The following is a 22,408-nucleotide window of genomic DNA, read 5'->3' on the forward strand; positions in this document are numbered from 1 at the left end:
CTGCTCCCTCTGCTCCCCCTGCTCCCCCTGCTCCCTCTGCTCCCTCTGCTCCCCCTGCTCCCCCTGCTCCCTCTGCTTCCCCTGCTCCCCCTGCTTCCCCTGCTCCCCCTGCTCCCTCTGCTCCCCCTGCTTCCCCGGCTTTTAGCGCTTAAGTTGACACCAATGCTGTAAAACCCGCCTCTACACCCCGGCTTCCAGACAGAGGTTCCACGCCTTACGTCTCTACTTGCCTATCCCTTGTAGTAGCACCATCTCACCCATCTGCTAAATCTCCTCCATCTGGGCGTTTGGTATCAGAAATAACAATTACTCGGCTAAGCTGGCTCTATTATCGCAGCTTAACCTTGTTTATCTCTATCAACGAACGGAATTACCTGAGGAATCTTTATAAAAATGGTTAGACGATTAGGGCGACGTAAATTTTTGATCTATGGCTCCGCCGCGTTAGGAACCAGTCTTCTCCTCAAAGCCTGTAGTGAACCGCCAGCAACGGATACCACCGTAGATGCGACAACGCCTGACTCAGCAGCAGGTGGTAGTAGTGGCGAGACGATAAAAGTTGGGATTCTCCACTCCCTGAGCGGCACAATGGCAATTAGTGAAAAAAGTGTTGTCGATGCTGAACAACTCGCCATTGAGGAAATCAACGCCGCCGGTGGTATTCTCGGTAAGCAGATTGAAGCGATTGTGGAAGATGGTGCCTCAGATTGGCCCACGTTTGCTGAGAAAGCTAGAAAGCTAATTGACCAAGATAAAGTAGTCTCCGTTTTTGGCGGCTGGACGTCGGCTAGCCGCAAGGCGGTATTGCCCGTCTTTGAAGAGAAAAAACATCTGCTCTGGTATCCTGTGCAGTACGAGGGTCAGGAGTGTTCTAACAACATCTTCTATACAGGCGCTGCTCCCAATCAGCAGATTGAGCCAGCCGTGGATTGGTTGCTGGAGAATAAGGGCAAAAAATTCTTCCTGATTGGTTCTGACTATGTGTTCCCTCGTACCGCCAACACAATTATTAAGGCACAGCTAAAAGAACTCGGTGGCGAGACGGTTGGCGAAGATTACTTACCCTTGGGAAATACAGAAGTTACCCCAGTTATTACTAAAATCCGTGCCGCGTTACCAGAAGGGGGCGTTATCTTCAATACCCTCAACGGGGATAGTAATGTGGCATTCTTCAAACAGCTACAGGGTGCCGGTTTGACACCTGACAAGTATCCGGTTATGTCTGTCAGTATCGCTGAAGAAGAAGTCAAGGCGATTGGGCCCGAATACCTCAAAGGTCACTATGCGGCTTGGAACTACTTCCAAACCGTTGACACACCACGAAACCAGGAGTTTGTCAAGGCATTTAAGGCAAAATATGGTGAAGACCGAGTGACCAACGACCCGATGGAAGCCGCCTATATTGGGGTTTACTTGTGGAAGCAAGCGGTTGAACAAGCGGGAACGGCTGATGACTTAGAAGCTGTCCGCAAAGCGGCTTATGGTCAGAAATTTGAAGCCCCAGAAGGTATGGTGACCATGAATCCTAACCATCACCTCTCGAAAGTGGTGCGGATTGGTCAAGTGGGAGACGATGGTTTGTTTGAAATTGTCAATGAGACAGAAGCGGCTGTTGAACCGATTCCCTGGAATCAATTTGTGGCTGAAACTAAAGGGTATGGTTGTGATTGGTCTGACCTGAGTAAGGGTGGCAAATACAAGTTAAAAGACGTATAACCTCTGGAACAGGCAGACAAGGAACAGGAAAGATAGGGGAGTCGGGGCGGGCGCAAGTCCCCTCCTTGGTGAGGCAAGAAACGATAATAGTGAAAAGAACCCCTACACAATAAAAAATCAACCATCAATAATCAAAGTAGAAAATTGTGCTAGCAGGACTGTTAGATAGTCTCTATGGCGGTATCAGTATTGGCGCTGTTCTCTTAATTGCAGCTCTAGGATTAGCCATTGTGTTCGGACTCATGGGTGTGATCAACTTGGCGCACGGCGAGTTGATGATGCTGGGTGCTTATACGACCTTTGTTGTCCAAAATGGGTTCAAGTCTCTGGGGGCACCCTGGTTTGAAGCTTATATCATCTTTGCCATACCGATCGCGTTTCTGGTTACCGCCGCCGTGGGATTGGTTCTCGAACGGGGCGTAATCCGTTTTCTGTACGGGCGTCCCCTGGAAACTTTGCTAGCAACGTGGGGTGTTAGCCTAATTTTGCAGCAGTTTATCCGCAGCGTAAATTGGGTGATGGCAATTGGTATTGTCCTATTTTGCCTGCTGTTTTTTGGGGCAATGTGGGTGCTGTCTCGTCGGGCAGATTTTCCGAGGATTCGCTCTGGGGCAATACCAACAATGCTGGTACTATCCTTAGGGATTGTCTTTACCATTGGGAAGGTTTTAGGTGAAACCTTTGCCCTGGCGACGACTAAGCCTTGGTTTGGCACTCAGGGTGTCGATGTAACTGCACCAACCTGGTTACGGGGAGGGTGGTTAGTTGAGTTACCCGAAGGCAGTTTTCAGTTATCTTATGTCCGACTATTTATTATTGGGCTAACTATTCTTTGCATTACGGGAATTTACCTATTCTTACAGCGTTCAGCTTGGGGATTACGAATTCGCGCTGTGACTCAAAATCGGAGTATGAGCGCTTGTTTGGGTATTCCTACGGGTAAGGTTGATGCTTTAACCTTTGCCATTGGTTCGGGATTAGCAGGAGTGGCGGGTTGTGCGATTAGTTTGCTGGGTTCAGTGAGTCCCAATACGGGTCAAAATTATGTCGTCGATACGTTCATGGTGGTGGTGGTTGGCGGCGTTGGTAAATTGGTAGGTTCGATTGTGGCGGCGTTAGCGATTGGGACAATTAATTACCTAATTGGTTCTGGAATACTGGCTTTGCTATTTCAGCCCATTGAGCCGTTATTTGATTTGTTTACCTTTTTTGCCACCACCACTATGGCAAAGGTGATGGTGTTTGCCCTAATTATTATTTTCCTGCAAATTAGACCGGGCGGTATTTTCCCACAGAAGGGACGATCCTATGAATTGTAATGACGAATGACAAATGATATCTGACTCAGTAATTGAAATTCCTGGAATAGAGCGACGGCGAAAGCGTCGTCGATCACTGCTGATTGAAGTGGGTGTGGTTACTCTAATCGCACTGGTGTTGATTATTGTCATACCGTTGGCGCTGTCTGACTTTCGCCTGAACCTTCTGGGGCGATTTTTGGCATTGGCGATCGCAGCCTTGGCAATTGACTTGATTTGGGGCTATACCGGACTCTTGAGCCTGGGTCATGGCATCTTTTTTGCCCTGGGGGGTTACGCTTTGGCAATGCACCTGCAATTAGCCCCCCTAGAAGGGGGTCGTTTGCCGGAATTTATGACGCTCTACGGTGTGGAGAAATTGCCCTGGTTTTGGCAACCGTTTAATTCTTTTGGGTTTACTGTTTTTGCCGTTATTGTTGTTCCAGCTATCGTCGGGGGCTTATTTGGCTATCTCGTCTTTCGTAACCGGATTCGGGGCGTTTATTTCTCCATCCTCACCCAAGCCGCAACCATTATATTTTTCAATTTATTCAATGGTCAGCAGAAACTATTCAATGGTGCAAATGGTTTAACCAATTACCAAACCTTGCTGGGTGCTAATGTGAATGACGACCGAACCCAGTTTATATTTTATACCATTACAATCCTGTTGCTGATAATCTCTTATGCCTTATGTCGCTGGCTGACTCAGGGTCGTTTTGGACGGTTACTGGTGGCGATTCGCGATGATGAAAGTCGGGTAAGATTTTCGGGCTACAATCCCACAGGTTTTAAGGTTCTAGTTTTTGCTATTTCTGCGGGGTTGGCGGGAATCGCTGGTGCGATGTTCACCCTGCAAACGGGTATTGTTTCACCGACGACGATGGATATTGCCTTCTCGATTGAAATGGTGATTTGGGTGGCGGTTGGTGGTCGCGCCACACTCGTGGGGGCAATTTTAGGGGCGCTGGTAGTCAATTTTGCTAAAAGCATTTTAAGTGAAAAGTTTGCCGAAAGTTGGCTATTTTTCCAAGGGGGATTATTTTTGCTGGTGGTGACGGTATTGCCAAATGGAATTGTCGGTTGGTGGCGGTATTCCGGTTATCAGGGGTTGCTTAGTTTATTCGGTAAGCGCAAAGAAGTGATTACCTATCCCAGTTTAGAAGAAGACCCAGAGGTGCAGCGAGAACGAGAAGAAATTAGTCCTTAGTCATTCGTCATTACTCATTCGTCACCTCAACTCCGGCAAAACATGAATCAACAAATCTTGGCAATTGAAGATTTAACCGTTAGTTTTGATGGCTTTAAAGCACTCAATAACCTCAACTTCAGTATGGATACTGGAGAGTTACGGGTGATTATTGGACCCAATGGTGCGGGAAAAACTACGTTTCTCGATGTGATCACGGGAAAAGTACAACCAACCCGGGGGCGAGTTTTATTTAAAGGACAAAATCTGCGGCGCAAATCTGAACATAAGATTGTGCAGATGGGTATTGGTCGTAAATTCCAAACGCCGCGAGTTTATCTAAATCTAACGGTTCGAGAGAATTTAGATTTAGTCTGTAATCGCCATAAAAATGTTTTTTCGACTCTCTTTGGTCGTCCTGCTGCATCGGAACAACGCAGGGTGTCAGGATTATTAGAAACGATTGGTTTAGTTCCCAAAGCCGATTTACAAGCTGATTTACTCTCCCATGGGGAAAAGCAACGGTTAGAAATTGGCATGTTAGTGGCGCAATCCCCGGATTTATTGCTTGTCGATGAACCTGTGGCTGGGTTAACGGATGAAGAGACGGAAAATATCGCTGAATTGCTAATCGCCCTCGCTGAAAGTCATTCGATTATTGTGATTGAACATGATATGGAATTTGTGCGGCTGATTGCCCGTAAGGTGACGGTACTCCATGAGGGTTCGGTATTATGTGAAGGGAGTATCGATGAGGTGCATAATGACCCTCGTGTTATTGAGGTGTATTTAGGACGAGAGTCCTCGATTAGCGCCCATCAAATGAAACTGCTGCGAATTGTGACAGCGATGGCTTGGTCTGATGGGGATTTAGCGCCTGCAGAAGCCCAGTTAATTATCTCTCGATTGAGTCAATTGTTTTCGCCTGATAGTGAAGAACAGGAAAAATTACAAACAGAACTACGGGATTATCTAGCGGCAAATGTTGATATTGATGAATTGGTTGCTCAAATTGAAAGTCCTGAAGAACGGGAGTTGATTCTAAAGTTGGGTTATGAGGTGATTAATGTTAGCGCCCGCACGCCTAATGAACCCATGATTAATGCACAAGAAGCAGCCGCTTATAAAGAACTGGTGAAACTTCTGGATTTACCGGAAGCAGTTATCAATCGCTTGGAAGTAGATACCCCCAAGTCGTTGTGATTGAGAATTCAATTCATTAAATGTGTTTTTTGTCAAATCAATCTCTGATCAAGTACAGAAAATTTGGTCGTTGGGGTATGCTTGTATTATTTGAATTTTGCCGACGTTAAGGAAAAAAATGACGCTATATTAAGGGTTTAAGCCAGGTTTTATTAAAAATTGCCTATAAATAGCCTATCTTATCATCATTTACAAAATTTCATAAATCATACTACAGTTAAAAAACAACGTCAAGTTAGGCTTTGCCAGGGACTGCTGCTGCCGGGTCAAAATTCTATCATCTTTGTAAAATCAAAACTCAAACTAGGAAATGAAAAGTTTTGCTTATATTATATCCAACCTAAAACAGTTCCTCAACTTAGCACTCCTCAACAACTTTTGAGTTATGCTGCACTAAACTAAGAATACTAATTCAAGGCTTCTAGGTATGAGTCCAACTGAGCAAGTTATATCTAAAATCGATCATCAATTCCCAACTCAGTTCATGCTGCAAATTAGGGATTTGAATGTGTATTATGGCGAAAGTCACATCCTGCGGGATGTGGATTTAACTGTACCCGTTGGACAAATGGTTTGTCTGATTGGACGCAACGGTGTGGGAAAAACAACGTTACTGAAAGCGATTATGGGGTTGCTCAAACCGCGAACGGGTACAATTACCTTAGCCGAGCAACCGATTACCCATAAATCCCCCGATCAACGAGCAAAATTAGGAATTGGTTATGTTCCCCAAGGACGGGAGATTATTCCTCGCTTAACGGTAAAAGAAAATCTGTTGTTGGGGTTGGAAGCCTGTCGTCAGGGTAGAGGGAACAAAGCTGAGATTCCTGAAGAGATTTTTAGCTTATTTCCCGTTTTAGAATCCATGCTATCTCGCATGGGGGGAGATTTAAGTGGAGGACAACAGCAACAACTTGCGATCGCGCGGGCTTTAATGGGGAAACCTCGATTACTGGTGTTGGATGAACCCACAGAAGGAATTCAACCCTCGATTATCTTAGAAATTGAAGCCGCTATCCGTCAGATTGTCAAGTCTACAGGGATTTCTGTGCTTCTGGTGGAACAGCATCTGCATTTTGTGCGACAAGCGGATTGGTACTACGCGATGCAAAAGGGAGGTATTGTCGCATCGGGTTCAACCCGTGAACTAAGTCCTCAAGTGATTCAGCGGTTTTTAGCGGTTTAATCGTCCTTTGTTAAGCAACATGGGAGACGGTAAGATGAGGGAGATAGAGGAGATGGGGAGATAGGGAGAATATTTCCCATCTGTAATTGTGTTATGACTGAAACATCAAATTCACAGTTGAAGTTCGACGCGGCTTTCTTTATTCGCATTCAGTTATAAGTTGAGCCACGTATTCCCTTAGTCGTTCCTGCCAGTTGGGGACGGCTTTAAGTTGTAGTTTTTGCCCTTTGTACCCCTTGAAACATATTGGCTGATCGTCCAAAGGGAAGGGTAGTATTTTTTTTGCTCCTAGCTTATGGTTTTTCTTGAAGGTCATTGCCTAAATCCACCTACTTATTGGTATACTGATAGTATAAATCAACCTAACATCAGCCAAGTATGACATTAAGCTACGTCTATAAACTGCGTCCATCTGGCAGCCAATCTGCCAAGATGCAGTCGTGGCTTGATATGCTCCGAGCCTCCTACAACTGGTGTTTAGCTGACCGGATTGAAACTTATCATTACTCTTTTATTCAGGGACCCTATTGCAGTTTAAGGACTAAAGCCGAGGCTTACCCATTAACCTGCTGCATCGTTAAAAACGGTGCGACGGGTAATCCCTGGAAAAACAACGGCAAAAAACGTAATGCTGGCACGATTCAGGATGCCGCACTGGTAGACCTGAAAGCTGCCCGTCCCTGGTATAAATCGATCGACTCAGACGTATTGCAACGCAATATTGCCAGGTTGAACACTGCCTATAAAAACTTCTTTGATGGGGGGGGATTCCCAGTATTCAAAAACCGCAGTAATTTCCGGTCGTTCGAGTACAAGCCAGGTCGGGTCAAGTTCAAGGGGAGCAAAGTCTATATGCCTAAAATCGGTTGGATGCGCTTTTTCAATTCCCGCCCCATCCCTGATCGGTTTGCCGTTAGAAGCGTTACAATTCGTCGCCGAACCGATGGATGGTTCATTTCGGTACGCCTGGAGGACAAATCAATTCCAGAGCTTATACCCCGCCCCGCTTCCGAAGTAAAAACGGCGGTTGGGCTGGACATGGGCTTAACTAAGTTGGTGCATTGCTCCGATGGGAGTGATATCCCCAACCCCAGGTTTGCCACTAATCAGAAGACTAAGCGAACCCTGAAGATTCGCCAACGGCGTGTCAGTCGAACTAAAAAAGGTTCAGGGAGGCGCAAGGAACGGGCTGCTGAAGTAGCCAAGCTACACAGCAAAATAACAAATCGCAGAAATGCTTACCAGTGGCAGGTTGCCAATAAACTGGTCAAGAAAGCCGATGCCGTTGTAGTAGAAGATCTCAACATTCAAGGAATGGTGAGGCGGTGTAAACCCAAACCAGATGAAGGAACCGGACGTTTTTTGGATGGTGGTCAATCAGCCAAGCGAGGTCTAAATCGTTCCATTTCGGATGCCTCATGGGGAGAGTTAATTTCCAAGATTGAGTATGCGGCTGTGAAGTCGAGAAAGATCTTGCTCAAAGTGAACCCGCGAGATACATCCAGAGAGTGCAGCGCCTGTGGTCATATCGATAAAGCCAACCGGGACAGAGAGCGTTTTATCTGTACCAGGTGTGGACACTTCGACCATGCAGACAAGCAGGCGGCACGAAATATCAAGCGTAAAGCTGTTGCTGAATATGGCTTGAAATTAGTAATAAAAAAGGTACCCACGGACTGTGGGAAACCCAAGCAGCTAAGTCTGTTTGAAACGCCCAGCACTGAATTAACAGTGCCTAAAGGGAGAGAACACGACACCCGCAAGGGTAAACGTCGTGTGCCTGGGAACCTGGGAAGACAATTAGAGTTGTTTTCTCAGGATATGTGGAATGCGAGTTCCGCAGAATCCCCCTTTTTCTAAAAGGGGGAGTGTCAAAGGATTGACATCTGAAAATTATACTTGAGATGGGCAAAGGGTGTTTTGTCTAGAGTAGAACAATGACGGTATTGTGTTTGTTTTATGCATCACTCAGAATCGGGTATTATTTCTCATCATCCAGGTATCGCGACTCCTTCCACGCCAGCGCGTCGCTTCCGTCTGTTTGCTAATCCTGGACTCTGGATCAATCGTATCAGCCGTCGTTGGAGTATTCATCAAAAAATTGGTTCTGGCTATTTTTTAGCGGTAAGCATTGCTGTTTTAGGAACGGCGACGGGATTAATCGTTGGAGAACATTATGATGATCGCGCCAGAGCGTTGTTAGAAATTACCCAGGAACGACTGGGTATGTTGGGGAATTTAGAAAAATCTTTTTTTACTATTCAATTGTACCAAGAACGACTAACCTATTTATCAGAAAATCAGCTTTTAGAAGCGGATAATCTTATAGAATTAAATGAGACTTTAATAAAAAGCAATAGTCAACTCGAACAATTACAATTTCATTTAAAAAATCATCGTCAATTACCAAGGGATTATAGGAACTCCTCAAAAGAACTATTGAATTATTGTGATCGGGGTTTAGACACCTATCATCAGCTTGTTAGCTCTATTTTAGAAAGACTTAATTATGAAACGCTTACTCCCAGTCAAATTCAAACGATTCAACCTTTTTTGGTAACAACCTTTAAAAGCGAACTGATTCCCCAGTTTGAAACAATATCAGCAAGTTTAGACAAGCTCGTTCGCTTAACTGAAATTCAACAACAGCAGGCAAAGGCTAAATTTAAGGACGCTAAGATATTACGGGCTAGCATCATTGCTGGGAGTATGATGCTATCGATAGGAATTGCGGCAGTTTTAGCCATCTATACCAGTCGCGCGATCGCACGTCCGATTCAAGCCGTAACCCGCATTGCAGAACAAGCCACTCACGACGGTAATTTTCACCTGCAAGCCTCGGTGACAACTGAGGATGAAATTGGAGTGTTAGCCACGTCTCTCAATCATCTGATTCAACGAGTCGCTACCCAAATTCACGACTTACAGCAAGCCCAAGCGCAACTGATTCAAAGTGAAAAAATGTCTAGCTTGGGACGGATGGTAGCTGGACTTGCCCATGAAATTAATAATCCGGTGAATTTTATTCATGGTAATCTAACCTATGCCCAAGACTATACTCATGATCTTCTAGAACTGTTGCATCTATATCAGCAGCATTATCCCCATCCTTCAGCAGAGATTCAAACTAAACTTGATCAAATTGATTGGCAGTTTATTTGTGAAGATTTTCCCAAAATCATGAATTCCATGCAAGTGGGGACTGAACGCATCCGCCAAATTATTTTATCCTTACGAAATTTCTCTCGCCTAGATGAAGCAGACATGAAACAAGTCGATATTCATGAAGGCATTGATAATACAATTTTAATTCTAAATTCTCGCCTAAGTCTGGATATGAAAGTGATTAAACACTATGGGCAGATTCCTTTAATTGAATGCTATCCGGCTCAGCTCAATCAAGTTTTTATGAATATTATAAACAATGCTATTGATCAACTAAGCAGTGAGCCAGGATTGAGCAAACGGCAGATTATTATTCAAACCCAGCACGTTGATCATAATCAAGTTGAAATCAAAATCCGGGATACAGGTTCTGGGATTCCTCCAGAAATTAAACCTAAAATATTCGATCCATTTTTTACAACCAAGTCGGTGGGACAAGGAACGGGAATGGGTCTAGCTATCTCGTATCAGATTATTCACAAACATCAGGGAAAAATTGAGGTGATTTCAGAATTAGGTCAGGGTTCAGAGTTTGTCGTCAGCTTACCGATAAAACCTGGATAAATCCGTGAATTATACAGTATGCGATCGCAATAACTCTCCTTTTTACCTAGCTCCACGGTTTCTTAGAACTGAGAAATGATTATAATTGTGATGGGAGTTTCTGGCTCTGGCAAATCTAGGGTGGGTCAAACTTTAGCTCAACGCTTGGGATGGCAATTTCGGGATGCTGATGATTTTCATACTCAAGCCGCAAAAGAGAAAATGAAACAAGCCATACCCCTAAACGATCAAGACAGACAACCCTGGTTAGAGGCGATACGATCGGCAATGGATCGGTGGCTAATGGCAGATGAAAATACAGTATTAGCCTGTTCGGCTCTCAAGTCAAGTTATCGTCAAATTTTAGGTATTCAAGATTCACGAGTCCAGTTTATTTACCTGCAAGGTAGCTTTCAACTCATTGATGAACGGCTCAAACATCGCCAAAACCACTTTATGCATGAAAGCCTGCTGCAAAGTCAATTTGAAACATTGGAAGAACCGACTCCCTCTGAAGCAATTTACATTGACGCTTCCCAATCTCCAGAGGCAATTGTTCAAAGCGTGATCAATAAGCTGCATATTAAGTGAAATTGGTTCATCATTGATTCTTAATTGTTAAACTAAAACCTAAGAACAATCGGCTAACTCACTCGCTGGAACCACTGCATTAGAATTGGCAAAGCCTTGTAATTTTTGTTTATAATCAAATAACTGTTGCCGAACCTCTTGGGAGTCAGTCTGACCGATCATTCGATTGACAACATTCATCGCTTGTGACCAGTTTTGGTTACAGACAGCTTGTTGTAACTGGGCATTGAGGTTAGGGGGAGGAGGACTGACTGTTCCTGTTGCGCCTCCCGCGAGTCGGAAGGAATTAAAAAAGCCCTGAATACTTTTTTGTAAATAGTTTTCTTTGGACGTGACAACTCCTAATAAATAGACACGTTGATTGACTAAATAAACCCGATATCTACCCACAACACCTTCACCATGCTGGGTTCTAAATTCTTTTCCCGAATAATTATTTAAAGTAATCGTTTGCTGATTTAATAGTTGACCTTCCACACCTTCTGATAATCCCTGCACGACTGCAGTTAAAAACTCGTTAATTTGACCAGAGGTTTGAATCCTATTGCTCAACTCCCCAGGTAAATCAAAGTAAGCTACCCAATAGATCGCCTCATTAGGACGTTCAACGCTAAATCCATTTAAGTTCAGTGAACCGAACTGAGTGTTAACTGTATCCTGTTCTTGGCTAGGTGTACCGGGCATTAAGACCGTGAAATTGCCTGCGGCTGAGGAGAAGGGTTTCCAGATAGATTGGGCGACTTGAATCGGGGGTTCAGCATGCCCGATTTCCGGTACTAAAGAGTCACTCACCAGCAAGGTGGTGATCAAGAATGGGAGTAGTACTTTGGTATTCACGGTTCTATTCCTTTAGCAAGGCTATCAGCTTCACTTTAGCCCAAAAAAGACTCATACAAAAATACAAAAAAGGCGCACTGTTGGTAGTGCGCCCTCGGTTATTCATTAGTAACAGAGGCATAAGTTTGAGAATCCTGCCACAGCTTGCAGAGAAAAAACTCGGTGCGATCGCTCAACTTGACTACAAACACACCCTCTTCACCATTAGGATTGGATGTCATCCAGTTGCCTTTGAGGGTGACTTCGATAAAATCGGCATCGCAAATCGATAGGGAAATGTCATCGATTGTTTGTTGCCGAACCGCCTTTTCTAAGTCAGCCAACTGAGGCATATCGGCAGGCAGTAAAAACGAAGCAGTGCTAGATTCAACCCAGAGGCTGGATGCGGCTCGCAGCGCCAACATGACTCGGCAAGTCACCCATTCCTCTAGAGAACCCGCTAGACGCTCCAGGTAAAAGCCATTTTCAGTATAAGTAAGTTTCAGCATGACCTGATATCTCCTATTATTCCAGGTGTACGTGCTGTTCGCGCCAGAACTGTTCGGCAAAAGCCACAGTGGGATGCATGGGCGCTTTAGGCTGGGTGAGTAGAGTCATTCCCGCTTGCTCAGGTGTGCGATCGCCTTTTCGACTATTGCACTGTTCGCAGGCAGTAACTACATTGTCCCAACGATGGTTTCCGCCCTTAGAACGGGGGATAACGTGGTCGAGGGTGAGCCGTTTGGGGCTACCACAGTATTGGCAACGATGCTTGTCCCGGCGTAAGACTTCACGGCGATTCACAGGGGGTACTTTCCAGACGCGATCGCTATTAGCTTTGGTCAAGCGAATCTGTTCAGGGACAAGTAGGACTAAGCTCGGTGAATGCACTGGATATCCTTGACCATTACACCAATCTAGCGGTTCGGCTTTCCCAGTAACCAGGAGCGTCACCGCCCGCTTCATGTTGACTCGACTCAGGGGTAGGTAGTTCTTAGAGAAAACCACCACTGAGCGCCTTAATCTTTCAGTTACACTCGTCACGCTTTTTACTCCTTGGGATAAGAAACCCCGCTGCTGTTTGAGTCAGAGCGGGGGATTGGAAAAACGTTATGGTTTTCTTGTCCTATATCGGTACGGCTTGGATGCGCCTGTACCTCCCGCTTTTGTGATCCGGTTTTGGATTGATGGTTGTTAAATGCTCGGCGTCAAAATTAAATAGGTTGCCGATTCGGGCTATACCTGGTTCTATCGAGCGATATCCATCCCGAATAAAAAACTCCACCGACAAACCTGCTGAGCGCCAATCGCCGAGGCGACTGGTATCAGGGCAAGTGGTGGAGATGGATAGATGAAGGCTCACAGAAGGTAATTTGTTTCAATACTGCTTTTTAAATACTACACTTGTATTACGAACCTGTCCACATAGTTGAGGAAAAAAACATGATACGTGCCATTCCTAGGACTTCAACCACTGACATGGAAGTAACCAGCATCCGCTTGGAGAGGGAGTTAAAGGAGAAGCTCAAAGATCTTTCTGGCAACCAAGGCTATCAAGCCCTGATTCGAGATATCCTCTGGAATTATGTCCAGCATAAATCGGGGGATTATCGACCCAACTTTTGCGAATCTGATATCAGAGTCAGCATTCCGGCTACCGCGCAGCAAGAAGAGCGGTGTGTACTCACGGGCAAATTTATTCAACCCCAGGAACCGATGTTATTAGGACTGACGTTTAACGGCGATATGGTACCCCTCAGTCTGGAGAGTATGCCGCAGGAGACATCTAGAGCTAAAGCGGCGCGTTAGGTATCCACCTATTCAAAATGCGCTATCTGTAGGGACACGACATGTCGTGCCCCTACTAGAGGTTTCCTTTTATTCTCTTAAACAGAAGCGCTACAGTTTCTCAATCTCTTCTCTAGTAAGTCCTGTTGCTTCTGTGATTGTGTCAATATCAGTCCCTTTTTGTTTTAAGATTCTGGCTATGTTAATCTTTGCTTGCTGTTTGCCTTGCTCTATACCCTCCTCAATTCCCTCTAATCTTCCCTCTGAACGCGAACCTTCTATCAGGCTGATTTCATAACGCTGATTCTCCATAAATCTCAGGTAGTTCGCTCTTTCTTCTTCGCTCAAGCTATCGACGAGTAAATTTTCCTTCGCTTCCGCTAAACCTTGGGCTGTAAATTCATCTTTGATTTGGCTCTTTTTCAAGAAATATATCCATTCGTCTAAGGTTGTTTTTGCTATGTCGTTAAAATTGTTGACTTTAATCACATAATACTCTGGAAAAATCTCATAGACTTCTTGGATATTAAACAGCTTCTGCTGGTTTATTGATAGACCCAACCTGTCTTCTAAGTGAAGACCACAAAAATCTAATTTTCCTTTGTAAATATAATCATCTCCCTGTCCCAGAGAAAAGTATACGACATTCACTGAATAAACTTTTTTGACCTTCCCATAAGGCTCCCCTTTTTCCAGGAAGTCAGTAATTAATCTCGCAGTGCCATAGAGCATCCGATGGAAATAATCTTGCTCTGTATTGTTTTGCACTTCAATGAGAATCAATTCCCCCTGGTCATTTTCAGCCAGAATATCGACTCGATTTAGCTTGTCATCCTCCGCTTGTTGATTGCTTTCACCTTCGAGTATTGATTGGATCTTGATTGGTTTCCCCAATAACTCACTCAAGAAACCTGCCAAAACACCATAATTAGCTTTGTTTCTCAGTAATTTTTTAATCGCCCAATCAAATCTGATGTGTGTTTGGCGCATAACGGCATTGATGGGAACGTCTACTTAATATATTGTGACAGATTTTGCCCTAGGGTGGGCATTGCCCACCAGCCTGAAGTCAGTGCTATTTTACTTAGAGTTAGATTCGCTGTGTAAGCACTGTCTGTTTACAAATGGATTGGGGGGTTGGGTAATTCATATCGTTGGGTACGATACATCCAATAATTCAGGGCTGAGAAGATAATCAGTGAGATGAAGCTCGAATAAATGACAATTGGACTTAAGGGAATCAGCAGAATCGAGGAAACCATCTCAATAACGATGAGTCCAATCAAAATATTGGCAATGGTTTGACGATGTAAGCGACTGCAAAACATGGCTCCGAGGGGAGCGCCAACAACAACAACGGGAATGGCAGCTAGCCAGTAACTTTGTACTGGATTGGTAAAGTCATTGAAGACGAAAACCTGTAAGGCAAATCCAGCTACAGCATTAATCGCCATGAGAATGACAGAGGTTGGCGTCGCTACTTTTTCACTGAGGCGAAATAGAAGTACCATTACGGAAAAGGTAAAGATGTCAATGCCATTGCCGACTAAACCGCTCATGATTCCGCCTAGGAATCCGGCTATAAATAAGACGCTTTGTTCTTTAACTGTCCAGATTGGCAAGGTTAAATGGCAGGTTCTAATTCCTTGATTTAGGGTAAATAAGGTAACAGCAAAGCTGGTTAGAATTGCCGTAAAAACCATTTTCAGCACAGGTGCAGGTATAATCGGGGCGAGAAAACCAGCACCGAGAAAAATGCCGAGGAAACCGCCTAGGCTTCCCCAAAAGATTATCCGCCACTCGACGCGAATTCGGGTAAAGCAAATGGCGATTGTCGCTGCACTCATGCCAATACTTTGAATCGCTAGGGAAAATATTCTGGCGTCGTGGGGGGAGATATGCAGGAGTTTGGTAAAGACGGGAAATGCCACAGCACCGCCACCGAGACTGGTTCCACCTGCAATCATGGAACCAAACATCATGGTTATGGCGATTTGCCAATGGTTGATTAGATGGCTCAATGCCTGACTGGGAGTAAGTAGGGTTAGCCATGTTGTCCAAACCGCGATCGCAATTAGCCCAACAGTTGTTTGTTTATTCGTCATTCGTCATTTGTCATTGGTAAGGGTTGTAAGAGAATCGCGAAATTTTTATCCTGTTTAACGATAGAGTTCTAAGGCTTCTTTGAGTTCAGTGGGTACGGGGATTGGTACGAGTTTGTCTCCGTCTCGTCGCATTGAGGCGGTTTGTTGTTCGCCTTTGGCAATAAGTTCTTCTCCCTTGTCGGTAATTCGCCAGTATTCAAAGAGCATGGTAATCCGATTTTGAGTGAGTGAATCGAGACGCATCCGGATGGCTACGGTGTCGAAGGCGTAAAGTTCACTGAAGTATTCACAGGAGACTCTGACGGTGGCGAGGGCTAAGTCTTGGCAGAGTTGGGTGAGGATTTCTGGGGCGTGATCTCGGAGGAACATTTCTCGACAACGCCCTTGCCAACGGATATGGTTGGCGTAGTAGACGTTGCCAACTAGGTTGGTTTCTTCAAAGCTGACGATGTGTTGGTATTCATAGTTTCGCATGGTTGGATGTTGGGGGGAGATGATGTTTTTTTAACGCAGAGGGCGCAGAGGTTTACGCAGAGGTACGCAGAGGGATTTTGTCAGGTTTGAGTCAGGATTCATCCATTGTAAATGGTAGATACTATCTCGTGATTGGGGATTGGTTGCCAATGATTAATCCAGCGATCGCGCTTTTCTAAATTTTGGGATGTTGAGTGATCCGTTGGTTGCACTAATACGGCAAAGACTAAGGGTTGCTCAATGTCTCGTAAACACAGAACAAAGGTGGCGATCGCACTTTTCCCAGATTCCAGCCAAACCTCCCCATCTGTAGGGGTTTCCAGGAATACTAGGGGGGAGTTTACCATGGCGCCAGCTTTCTTTAAACATTCACTGGCACTCCAAATTCGGGTGGCGGTGATATCGAGGGATTCCTGGCTTTCTTTAGCGATCGCACAAGCTAGATTAAACCGCTCTTTTCCTAGTAAATCTTGCCATACAGCGGTTGTTTTGGGGACAACGGGTTCGATATCACAACCGATGGGATTTAAACTGGCACAAGCGAGGGTGATATTCCCGGCGTGGGTTATGGATATTGCTTGATTTCCGGTAGTTTCTGGTTTGCCATCAGGACGCCGCATCAGTGTTGTTTGAATCAGTTGTTGAATGGCGCGATCGCTCCTCTGTTGACGTTCAAGTGTCGAATCTTCTAGTACACCGATGTCTAGGGAAATATGGGGAATTTGTTCTTTGATTCGACGCTCAATATAGGGAGATAATAGGGGGGCTACCCAGGTATCAGGTGTTACGGAATGCACGGCTTTTAGGTGTAATCCTTGCCAGTGTTCGATGAGTTCACCGTCTTTGTTAGTTACGTCTACGTCGTAGATAAAGGTATCTCCTTGTTGCCTTCTCTCCGTCGCCTGGAGGAACCAAGAATCGGTTGGAGATACTGAACCGAAGACGATTTTTTCCACGCCAATGGGTAAAAGGGTGCGATGGGGAATACAGGCTTGGATACCATGAATGACGGCATCTCTGGCACCGGGATCACCTAATACTAATTGGGCAGGTAAATAGTGACTAAACCAGTTGGTCTGAGAATTCAATTCAATTTTCGCACAGCATTCTTTTGCTCTGAGTTTATAATATTTTTTTAGGCGTTGAAAACGTCCTTCATGGAAGAGAATACTGCCGTACAAATCCCGTTTGGGCTGAAGGGAAATACGTTCCACCGGAAGACGTTCCACCGGAACGTCTCTACAAGATTCTCCTGGGGTATTGAATCGACAGATTGCTTGAAAATGGTTAACGCCAAATCCAGTTGTTTCTGTGCGGAGAACCACTTCTATTTGGTTGGTATCCCGAATTAAGGCAGCAACACGAATTGTGACGGGGGTGTTTGGGGGAACGACGATGGGACGATTGAATTTTACCTCCTCAAAAATGGGCAGTGATTCTGTTTCCATCAGCGCCATGGCTACCTGCGCCATCGCCTCTAATCCCATAACAGCAGGAAAGAGATATTCCCCTTGGACTTGGTGATCGGTAAGATAGGGATCGGTGGTATGGGAGAGTTCACTATCCACGACTAATTCCACACCAGGAATATAGACTCGTGGATGTTCTAAGAACCGTTGGAAGGGAAGTTCGGATTGGTTAAATTTGAGGGTTGGGGCTTGACCAAATCGACCGGCTACAATGACTGAATTAGGGAGCGATCGCGTCTTTAATGATTGATGAATTAAATGCTGTAAAATCTCCACACCTTTGTCTGGGGGAATTGGGGTAATCCCTTGACGCATCAGGGTATCGATTCGTCCCAATCGTTCTCCCATACCCACACCAGACCAGACTGACCATTCTATCGTTAAGCAGCGACAGTTGGTATAGTGTTGACTAAAGTCTTCGGTTAGCTGAGTTAACCATTCATTTGCCAGGGCGTAATCGGCTTCACCCGGTAACCCAGTACGGGCAATAATTGAACCAAACGTAACTAGGAGTTTCAGATGATGGGGATTAACGGCGGCGAGGATGTTTCGCAATCCCTGAACTTTGGGCGCTAGGGTACGTTTTAAGGCGGCTTCGTCGAGGGAATTGAGGAGTTGGGGAATATTCGTACCCGCACCGTGTAAGATGGCGGTGATTGTACCAAACTCTGATTCAATTTGCGCGATCGCTTCCCGCACGGCTGATCCATTGGTTACATCGGTAGCGTGATAACAAAAGGGGATTCCGGCATTAGTAAGTCGTTGTAAATTAGCCGCAAGTTCGCGATCCGTTTCCGGTTGGGATCTGCCTAAAATAGCGAGGCGTATTCCCGTTTCTTTGGCAAGGGATAAGGCACTTTCGGCGGCGATGCCTTTACCACCGCCCGTGACTAATAATAAATCAGTCGCGCCAATTTTGTCGGGGTGGGTTTCACGATTATCATTGGTTGTCACCTTTAGGTTATTAAACCCGCCCTCATCTCTATCTTCCTGAGTCAGCGGTAATACCTGGAGAATCGGTTGGCGACGAATACCACTGGTATCATAATGGGCTTCACTATAACTCACAGCCGCTTGCGCTTCAGCAAGTACCCAGGCGGCGGCTTGGGGATGATCTAGGGGTAAGTCGATGATACAGGTGGTAAGGTTGGGAACTTCTTGGTGTAAGGTACGCACAAATCCCGCACCACCGCCACTTTGTTGCACGAGAATGAAGTGAGTGGTTTGTTTGTCCGCCAGTACAGCTTTTGCACCAGATAGAAGTAGGGGTAAATGATGTTCGTCAGGGTTGGGAGGAAGACAGATAATCACACCCACGCCGCCCCAGTTATTTAAGGGTTCCTCTAACTTGGAGGCTAAGGGATGATTCGCTGGGGCAAAGCATTGCCATTTTCCTTTAGGGGTGGGAGATGGGGGAAGGCGACGGGGTAAGGGAGATTCTACGAGTTCAATCGTAAAGGTGCGAATCCAAGCCTCTACTCCAGAGGGAAGTTGTTGATTCTCCTGATTGGATTCAGGATTGCCAGTATGTGCCAAATCCTCTAACGCCTGCGCCATTTCCCCAATTGTGGCATTGGCATAGTCGGTGGGGGCGACGGGGGCGGATAAACCGAGACGGCGAGAGGCTTCGGCGATGAGTTGGCTGACGGTAATTGAGTTGAGATGTAAGTCGCGTAACAGGTGATTGTCTGCTTTTATGGCACTAATGGGGAGTTCTGTGCGTTCCGCTACTAATTGGCGGACAGTTTCTAGAGGGGATTGTTTTTCGGTAGAATGTCTGGGAGATGAGGACGTATTTTCTCTCCCTGTTTGCCTTAGCAGGGCGGGTTTAGTCAAGTTATCCGACATCGACAGCAGGTTATCGGTAAAACCCGCCCCTACAGCCTCTGCTTCCTTTACATTGCTGCACTGAGACGCGCCATGGCACGTCTCTACATTGGTTTCACAGGGATTGACAAAGAATTGCGGTTGCCAGTCTAATTTAAAGGGTCGCGTGAATCGATGGGCAAAGAGGGCATGGGTGTTAATTGGGGTTCCTAGGGCAAAGGTAGCACCGATGGCGTTGAGTAAACCTTTCAGAGAAGTGCCACCGGCATCCAGGGAAAAAGTTGGGGTCTTGACAAAATCACCCATGAGTCCACTCAGAATTTGTCCGGAACCCACTTCTAGCCACAAATCAATCTCATCGGATACTTTATCAACAGCGTCAATAAATCGCACGGGGGCGGTAATCTGATGACACAGGAGCGATCGCACGTCGGTATCCTGTGTGATTTTATCACCCGTAACTGTAGAAATAACTGGACGTTGCAGGGGATGAAGGGTTTGTGTCGCCAGATAATCAGCCAGAGGGGGTGTGGCGGCGGCGACGAGGGGAGAGTGGAAGGCGTGGGAGACGGGTAGGGTGATGGCTTTGATTCCCTGATTAGTGGCGCGGTTAATTACTGTGGTGATTGCTTGGGCGTCTCCGGATATAATCGTTTGTTGGGGAGAATTGAATCCCGCGATTGCAACTTGTTTTCCTTTGATTAAGGGGGCGACGGTACGTTTATCGCCACGAATACTTGCCATTTTACCCGTGGGATGTCCTAATTCTGCCATGGCTTGCCCCCGGATTTTCACCAGTTGTAATAGGGTTGGGGTATCAAAGACACCAGCCCAATGCAGAGCGGTGATTTCGCCTAAACTATGACCGATCGCGATCGCGCCGTTGATGTTAAATTGGTTTAGGGTTTGGTATCCAGCAACGGATGCGGTGACAATGGCAGGTTGTGCGATCGCGGTATTCTGAGTATCCCCTACAGGTAAATTGGCTTGTTCGTATAACTGTTTTACCCCTGGGAAACGGCGACTCCACGCCCCTCCATTAAAATAAGTGGGCGAAGCTTGTCCGGGAAACAGGAACCCAATGCGGGGTTGAGTATTGCCCGCACCCAGAAATAGTCCCAATTGTTGATCCAGTCGAGAGGTAATCCCTTGGTTTAACCAGGTGGAAAGGGTTTCTAGGCGAGTGGTTAATTCCTGGGGGCTTGATGCGACAATTGCCGCCCTAATTCCTTTACTATTCACTGTTTTGGCTAATTCAGCCGCCAAATCTGTGATTTCTGCATAAGAAAGTTGAGGCGCTAGGGTGAGAAGATGAGTAATCTGCTGGTGCAAATCAGAGATATCTTTACCACCCAGAAGCAACAATTCTGCATCTTGAGTAGACAATAATGTCGGATTATACCCGTTATCGGCAATCGGATGACGGCTAATCCCTTCTAATACGATATGAGTATTAATCCCACCAAACCCCATAGCACTTACACCCGCTCTTAGGGGATAATCAACAGACCATGATTCCCCTTGTTTTAATACCCGCAAAACTGGGGTTTCCCCAAGGGCGGGTTTAGTCACGTTATCCGACATTGACACCATGTTATCAGTAAAACCCGCCCCTACATCGGCGCTAATTTCTGCTTCCCCTGCTTCCCCTGCTTCCCCTGCTTCCCCTGCTTCCCCTGCTTGCCTATCGTGAATTAACGCGGGATGGGGGTGATCACAACCCGTGGTTGGGGGTAAGATTTGATGGTAAATTGCCATCGTTGCCTTAATTAATCCAGCAATACCCGCCGCCGCTTTGGTATGTCCAATATTGGCTTTAATTGAACTAATTACCGCCGGGGGTAAGGTTTCATTTTTGCTAGATTTGCCGTGTTGCGACTGACTTTCTTGGATGGCGCGAGAAATTGTAGTTAATTCTGTTGCATCGCCTACTGGGGTTCCTGTACCATGTCCCTCGAAGTAAGCAACCGTATCGGGAGTGAATCCCGCTTTACGATAGGCGCGTTGTAATGCCAAAAGTTGTCCCTCAACTTCTGGGCGAGTAATCCCGCCACTGCCATCGGAGGAAATGCCCCAACCTCGAATTGTGCCATAGATTTTCCGACATTGTGCGATCGCGTCTTGGTAGCGCATCAACACAATAAAGCCACAACCTTCACCAGGGAGGAATCCGGCGGAATGAGTATCATAAATCCGCATTTTATCCGGGGTTAACGCCCCGGTTTTGGCAAAACCAATCAGTTCAAAGGGATCGAGACTTAAGTCTACACCCCCAGCTAGGGCGACATCCAAATCAAGAGCCACTAAAGCCGAACAAGCATTTGCCACAGCCAGAAGCGAGGAACTACAAGCGCCATCTAGGGTATAGCCACCACCTTTGAGGTTAAAGTAATTACAAATACGTCCAGCAATCGTATTCGATAAACCCCCAGCTAAGGATTCGGCATCAATTTCGGGGAAGGGTTGTTTATATTTCGCTTCTAAGCCCGCTAGGAAATCCTGACGCTCCTCCTTTGTCCAATTTTGTTCAATCAGCGCAGAATCCAGGACACGGCGCACATAGGGCCAGCGCAAGCGCATTAAATTTGCCCTAGAGAATTCCCCAGTTAAGCTATTGCCAACCAAGACTCCAGTCATATCATGGGGTAAGCCCTCACCCTGAGCAAATCCGGCATCGGTTAAGGCTTTACTGGCGATATCTAATGCCAACCAGTGGGCTAAATCAGCGGAATTATAGGTATGACTGGGGACGCGGAATTTAACCCGATCAAACTCATAGCCTTCAATTACAGCCGCTTGGCTAGTATAGGTGCGATCGGGGGTATTTGGATCAGGGGAGAAATAGTCGTTTAAATTTAGACGTTTTGATGGGATTTGGCGAAACGCTTGACGCTGGCTGAGAGCATTTTCCCAAAGTTGGATTGGGGAATTAGCGTCAGGGTATTGGCAAGCAATGCCGACAATAGCGATAGTATTCATGGTTTTATTATTTGTCATTCGTCATTTGTCATTCGTCATTTGTCATTCGTCATTTGTCA

Annotated in this window: 17 protein-coding genes; 9 read left to right on the plus strand and 8 right to left on the minus strand. The window is 45.8% G+C overall.

The genetic code is table 11. The features are described from left to right. Positions 1–393: 393 nt before the first annotated feature. The 8 genes from urtA to ACLGGO_RS15195 all read left to right on the plus strand — a co-directional run bounded on the left by urtA (position 394) and on the right by ACLGGO_RS15195 (position 10,891). Positions 394–1,716 carry an urea ABC transporter substrate-binding protein gene (gene urtA, locus ACLGGO_RS15160; protein ID WP_446419915.1) on the plus strand — a complete coding sequence of 441 codons (1,323 nt, stop codon included), beginning with the start codon at positions 394–396 and terminating at the stop codon, positions 1,714–1,716. 146 nt (positions 1,717–1,862) lie between these two features. After that, a complete protein-coding gene (urtB, locus tag ACLGGO_RS15165; RefSeq protein ID WP_446419916.1) occupies positions 1,863–3,035 on the plus strand; it encodes an urea ABC transporter permease subunit UrtB in 1,173 nt (390 codons plus the stop codon). Positions 3,036–3,048: 13 nt separating this feature from the next. After that, a complete protein-coding gene (gene urtC / locus ACLGGO_RS15170; RefSeq protein WP_446419917.1) occupies positions 3,049–4,224 on the plus strand; it encodes an urea ABC transporter permease subunit UrtC in 1,176 nt (391 codons plus the stop codon). Between the two features lie 42 nt (positions 4,225–4,266). Continuing rightward, the gene (gene urtD / locus ACLGGO_RS15175; protein ID WP_446419918.1) at positions 4,267–5,406 is read left to right on the plus strand and encodes an urea ABC transporter ATP-binding protein UrtD; all 1,140 of its coding nucleotides are present in this window, start codon (positions 4,267–4,269) and stop codon (positions 5,404–5,406) included. A 484-nt stretch (positions 5,407–5,890) separates the two neighbouring features. Next, positions 5,891–6,592 (plus strand): urea ABC transporter ATP-binding subunit UrtE, encoded by a 702-nt coding sequence (urtE, locus tag ACLGGO_RS15180; RefSeq protein WP_446419919.1) that lies wholly within the window; start codon positions 5,891–5,893, stop codon positions 6,590–6,592. A 378-nt stretch (positions 6,593–6,970) separates the two neighbouring features. Then, a complete protein-coding gene (locus tag ACLGGO_RS15185; protein WP_446419920.1) occupies positions 6,971–8,452 on the plus strand; it encodes an RNA-guided endonuclease InsQ/TnpB family protein in 1,482 nt (493 codons plus the stop codon). Positions 8,453–8,551: 99 nt separating this feature from the next. Continuing rightward, positions 8,552–10,321 (plus strand): sensor histidine kinase, encoded by a 1,770-nt coding sequence (locus tag ACLGGO_RS15190; protein ID WP_446419921.1) that lies wholly within the window; start codon positions 8,552–8,554, stop codon positions 10,319–10,321. A 75-nt stretch (positions 10,322–10,396) separates the two neighbouring features. After that, positions 10,397–10,891 (plus strand): gluconokinase, encoded by a 495-nt coding sequence (locus tag ACLGGO_RS15195; RefSeq protein ID WP_446419922.1) that lies wholly within the window; start codon positions 10,397–10,399, stop codon positions 10,889–10,891. A gap of 39 nt (positions 10,892–10,930) precedes the next feature. On the opposite strand, the gene ACLGGO_RS15200 is transcribed toward ACLGGO_RS15195, so the two are convergent. The 4 genes from ACLGGO_RS15200 to ACLGGO_RS15215 form a co-directional block, all read right to left on the minus strand. Then, positions 10,931–11,728 (minus strand): hypothetical protein, encoded by a 798-nt coding sequence (locus tag ACLGGO_RS15200; protein ID WP_446419923.1) that lies wholly within the window; start codon positions 11,726–11,728, stop codon positions 10,931–10,933. A gap of 98 nt (positions 11,729–11,826) precedes the next feature. Continuing rightward, positions 11,827–12,216, minus strand: coding sequence for an alr0857 family protein (locus tag ACLGGO_RS15205; RefSeq protein WP_446419924.1), 390 nt, complete (start codon positions 12,214–12,216; stop codon positions 11,827–11,829). A gap of 16 nt (positions 12,217–12,232) precedes the next feature. Beyond that, positions 12,233–12,751, minus strand: a complete 519-nt coding sequence (locus ACLGGO_RS15210) for an HNH endonuclease (RefSeq protein WP_446419925.1) — start codon at positions 12,749–12,751, stop codon at positions 12,233–12,235. 82 nt (positions 12,752–12,833) lie between these two features. After that, positions 12,834–13,070 carry a hypothetical protein gene (locus ACLGGO_RS15215; RefSeq protein ID WP_446419926.1) on the minus strand — a complete coding sequence of 79 codons (237 nt, stop codon included), beginning with the start codon at positions 13,068–13,070 and terminating at the stop codon, positions 12,834–12,836. A gap of 83 nt (positions 13,071–13,153) precedes the next feature. On the opposite strand from ACLGGO_RS15215, the gene ACLGGO_RS15220 reads away from it, so the two are divergent. Beyond that, positions 13,154–13,516: a hypothetical protein gene (locus ACLGGO_RS15220; RefSeq protein ID WP_446337707.1), complete on the plus strand. Its 363-nt coding sequence runs from the start codon at positions 13,154–13,156 to the stop codon at positions 13,514–13,516. Between the two features lie 90 nt (positions 13,517–13,606). Here the strand turns inward: ACLGGO_RS15220 and ACLGGO_RS15225 are convergent, their stop codons facing one another. From ACLGGO_RS15225 to ACLGGO_RS15240, 4 genes are all read right to left on the minus strand, one after another. Then, entirely contained in the window at positions 13,607–14,485 is an 879-nt protein-coding gene (locus ACLGGO_RS15225; protein WP_446419927.1) for an Rpn family recombination-promoting nuclease/putative transposase, read from the minus strand. 128 nt (positions 14,486–14,613) lie between these two features. Beyond that, positions 14,614–15,600: a sulfite exporter TauE/SafE family protein gene (locus ACLGGO_RS15230; protein WP_446419928.1), complete on the minus strand. Its 987-nt coding sequence runs from the start codon at positions 15,598–15,600 to the stop codon at positions 14,614–14,616. 54 nt (positions 15,601–15,654) lie between these two features. Continuing rightward, a complete protein-coding gene (locus ACLGGO_RS15235) occupies positions 15,655–16,074 on the minus strand; it encodes an acyl-CoA thioesterase (RefSeq protein ID WP_446419929.1) in 420 nt (139 codons plus the stop codon). 98 nt (positions 16,075–16,172) lie between these two features. After that, positions 16,173–22,367, minus strand: coding sequence for an SDR family NAD(P)-dependent oxidoreductase (locus ACLGGO_RS15240; RefSeq protein ID WP_446419930.1), 6,195 nt, complete (start codon positions 22,365–22,367; stop codon positions 16,173–16,175). Positions 22,368–22,408: the final 41 nt, after the last annotated feature.

It is taken from the genome of Coleofasciculus sp. (genome assembly GCF_046565525.1).
GTDB lineage: Bacteria > Cyanobacteriota > Cyanobacteriia > Cyanobacteriales > Coleofasciculaceae > Coleofasciculus.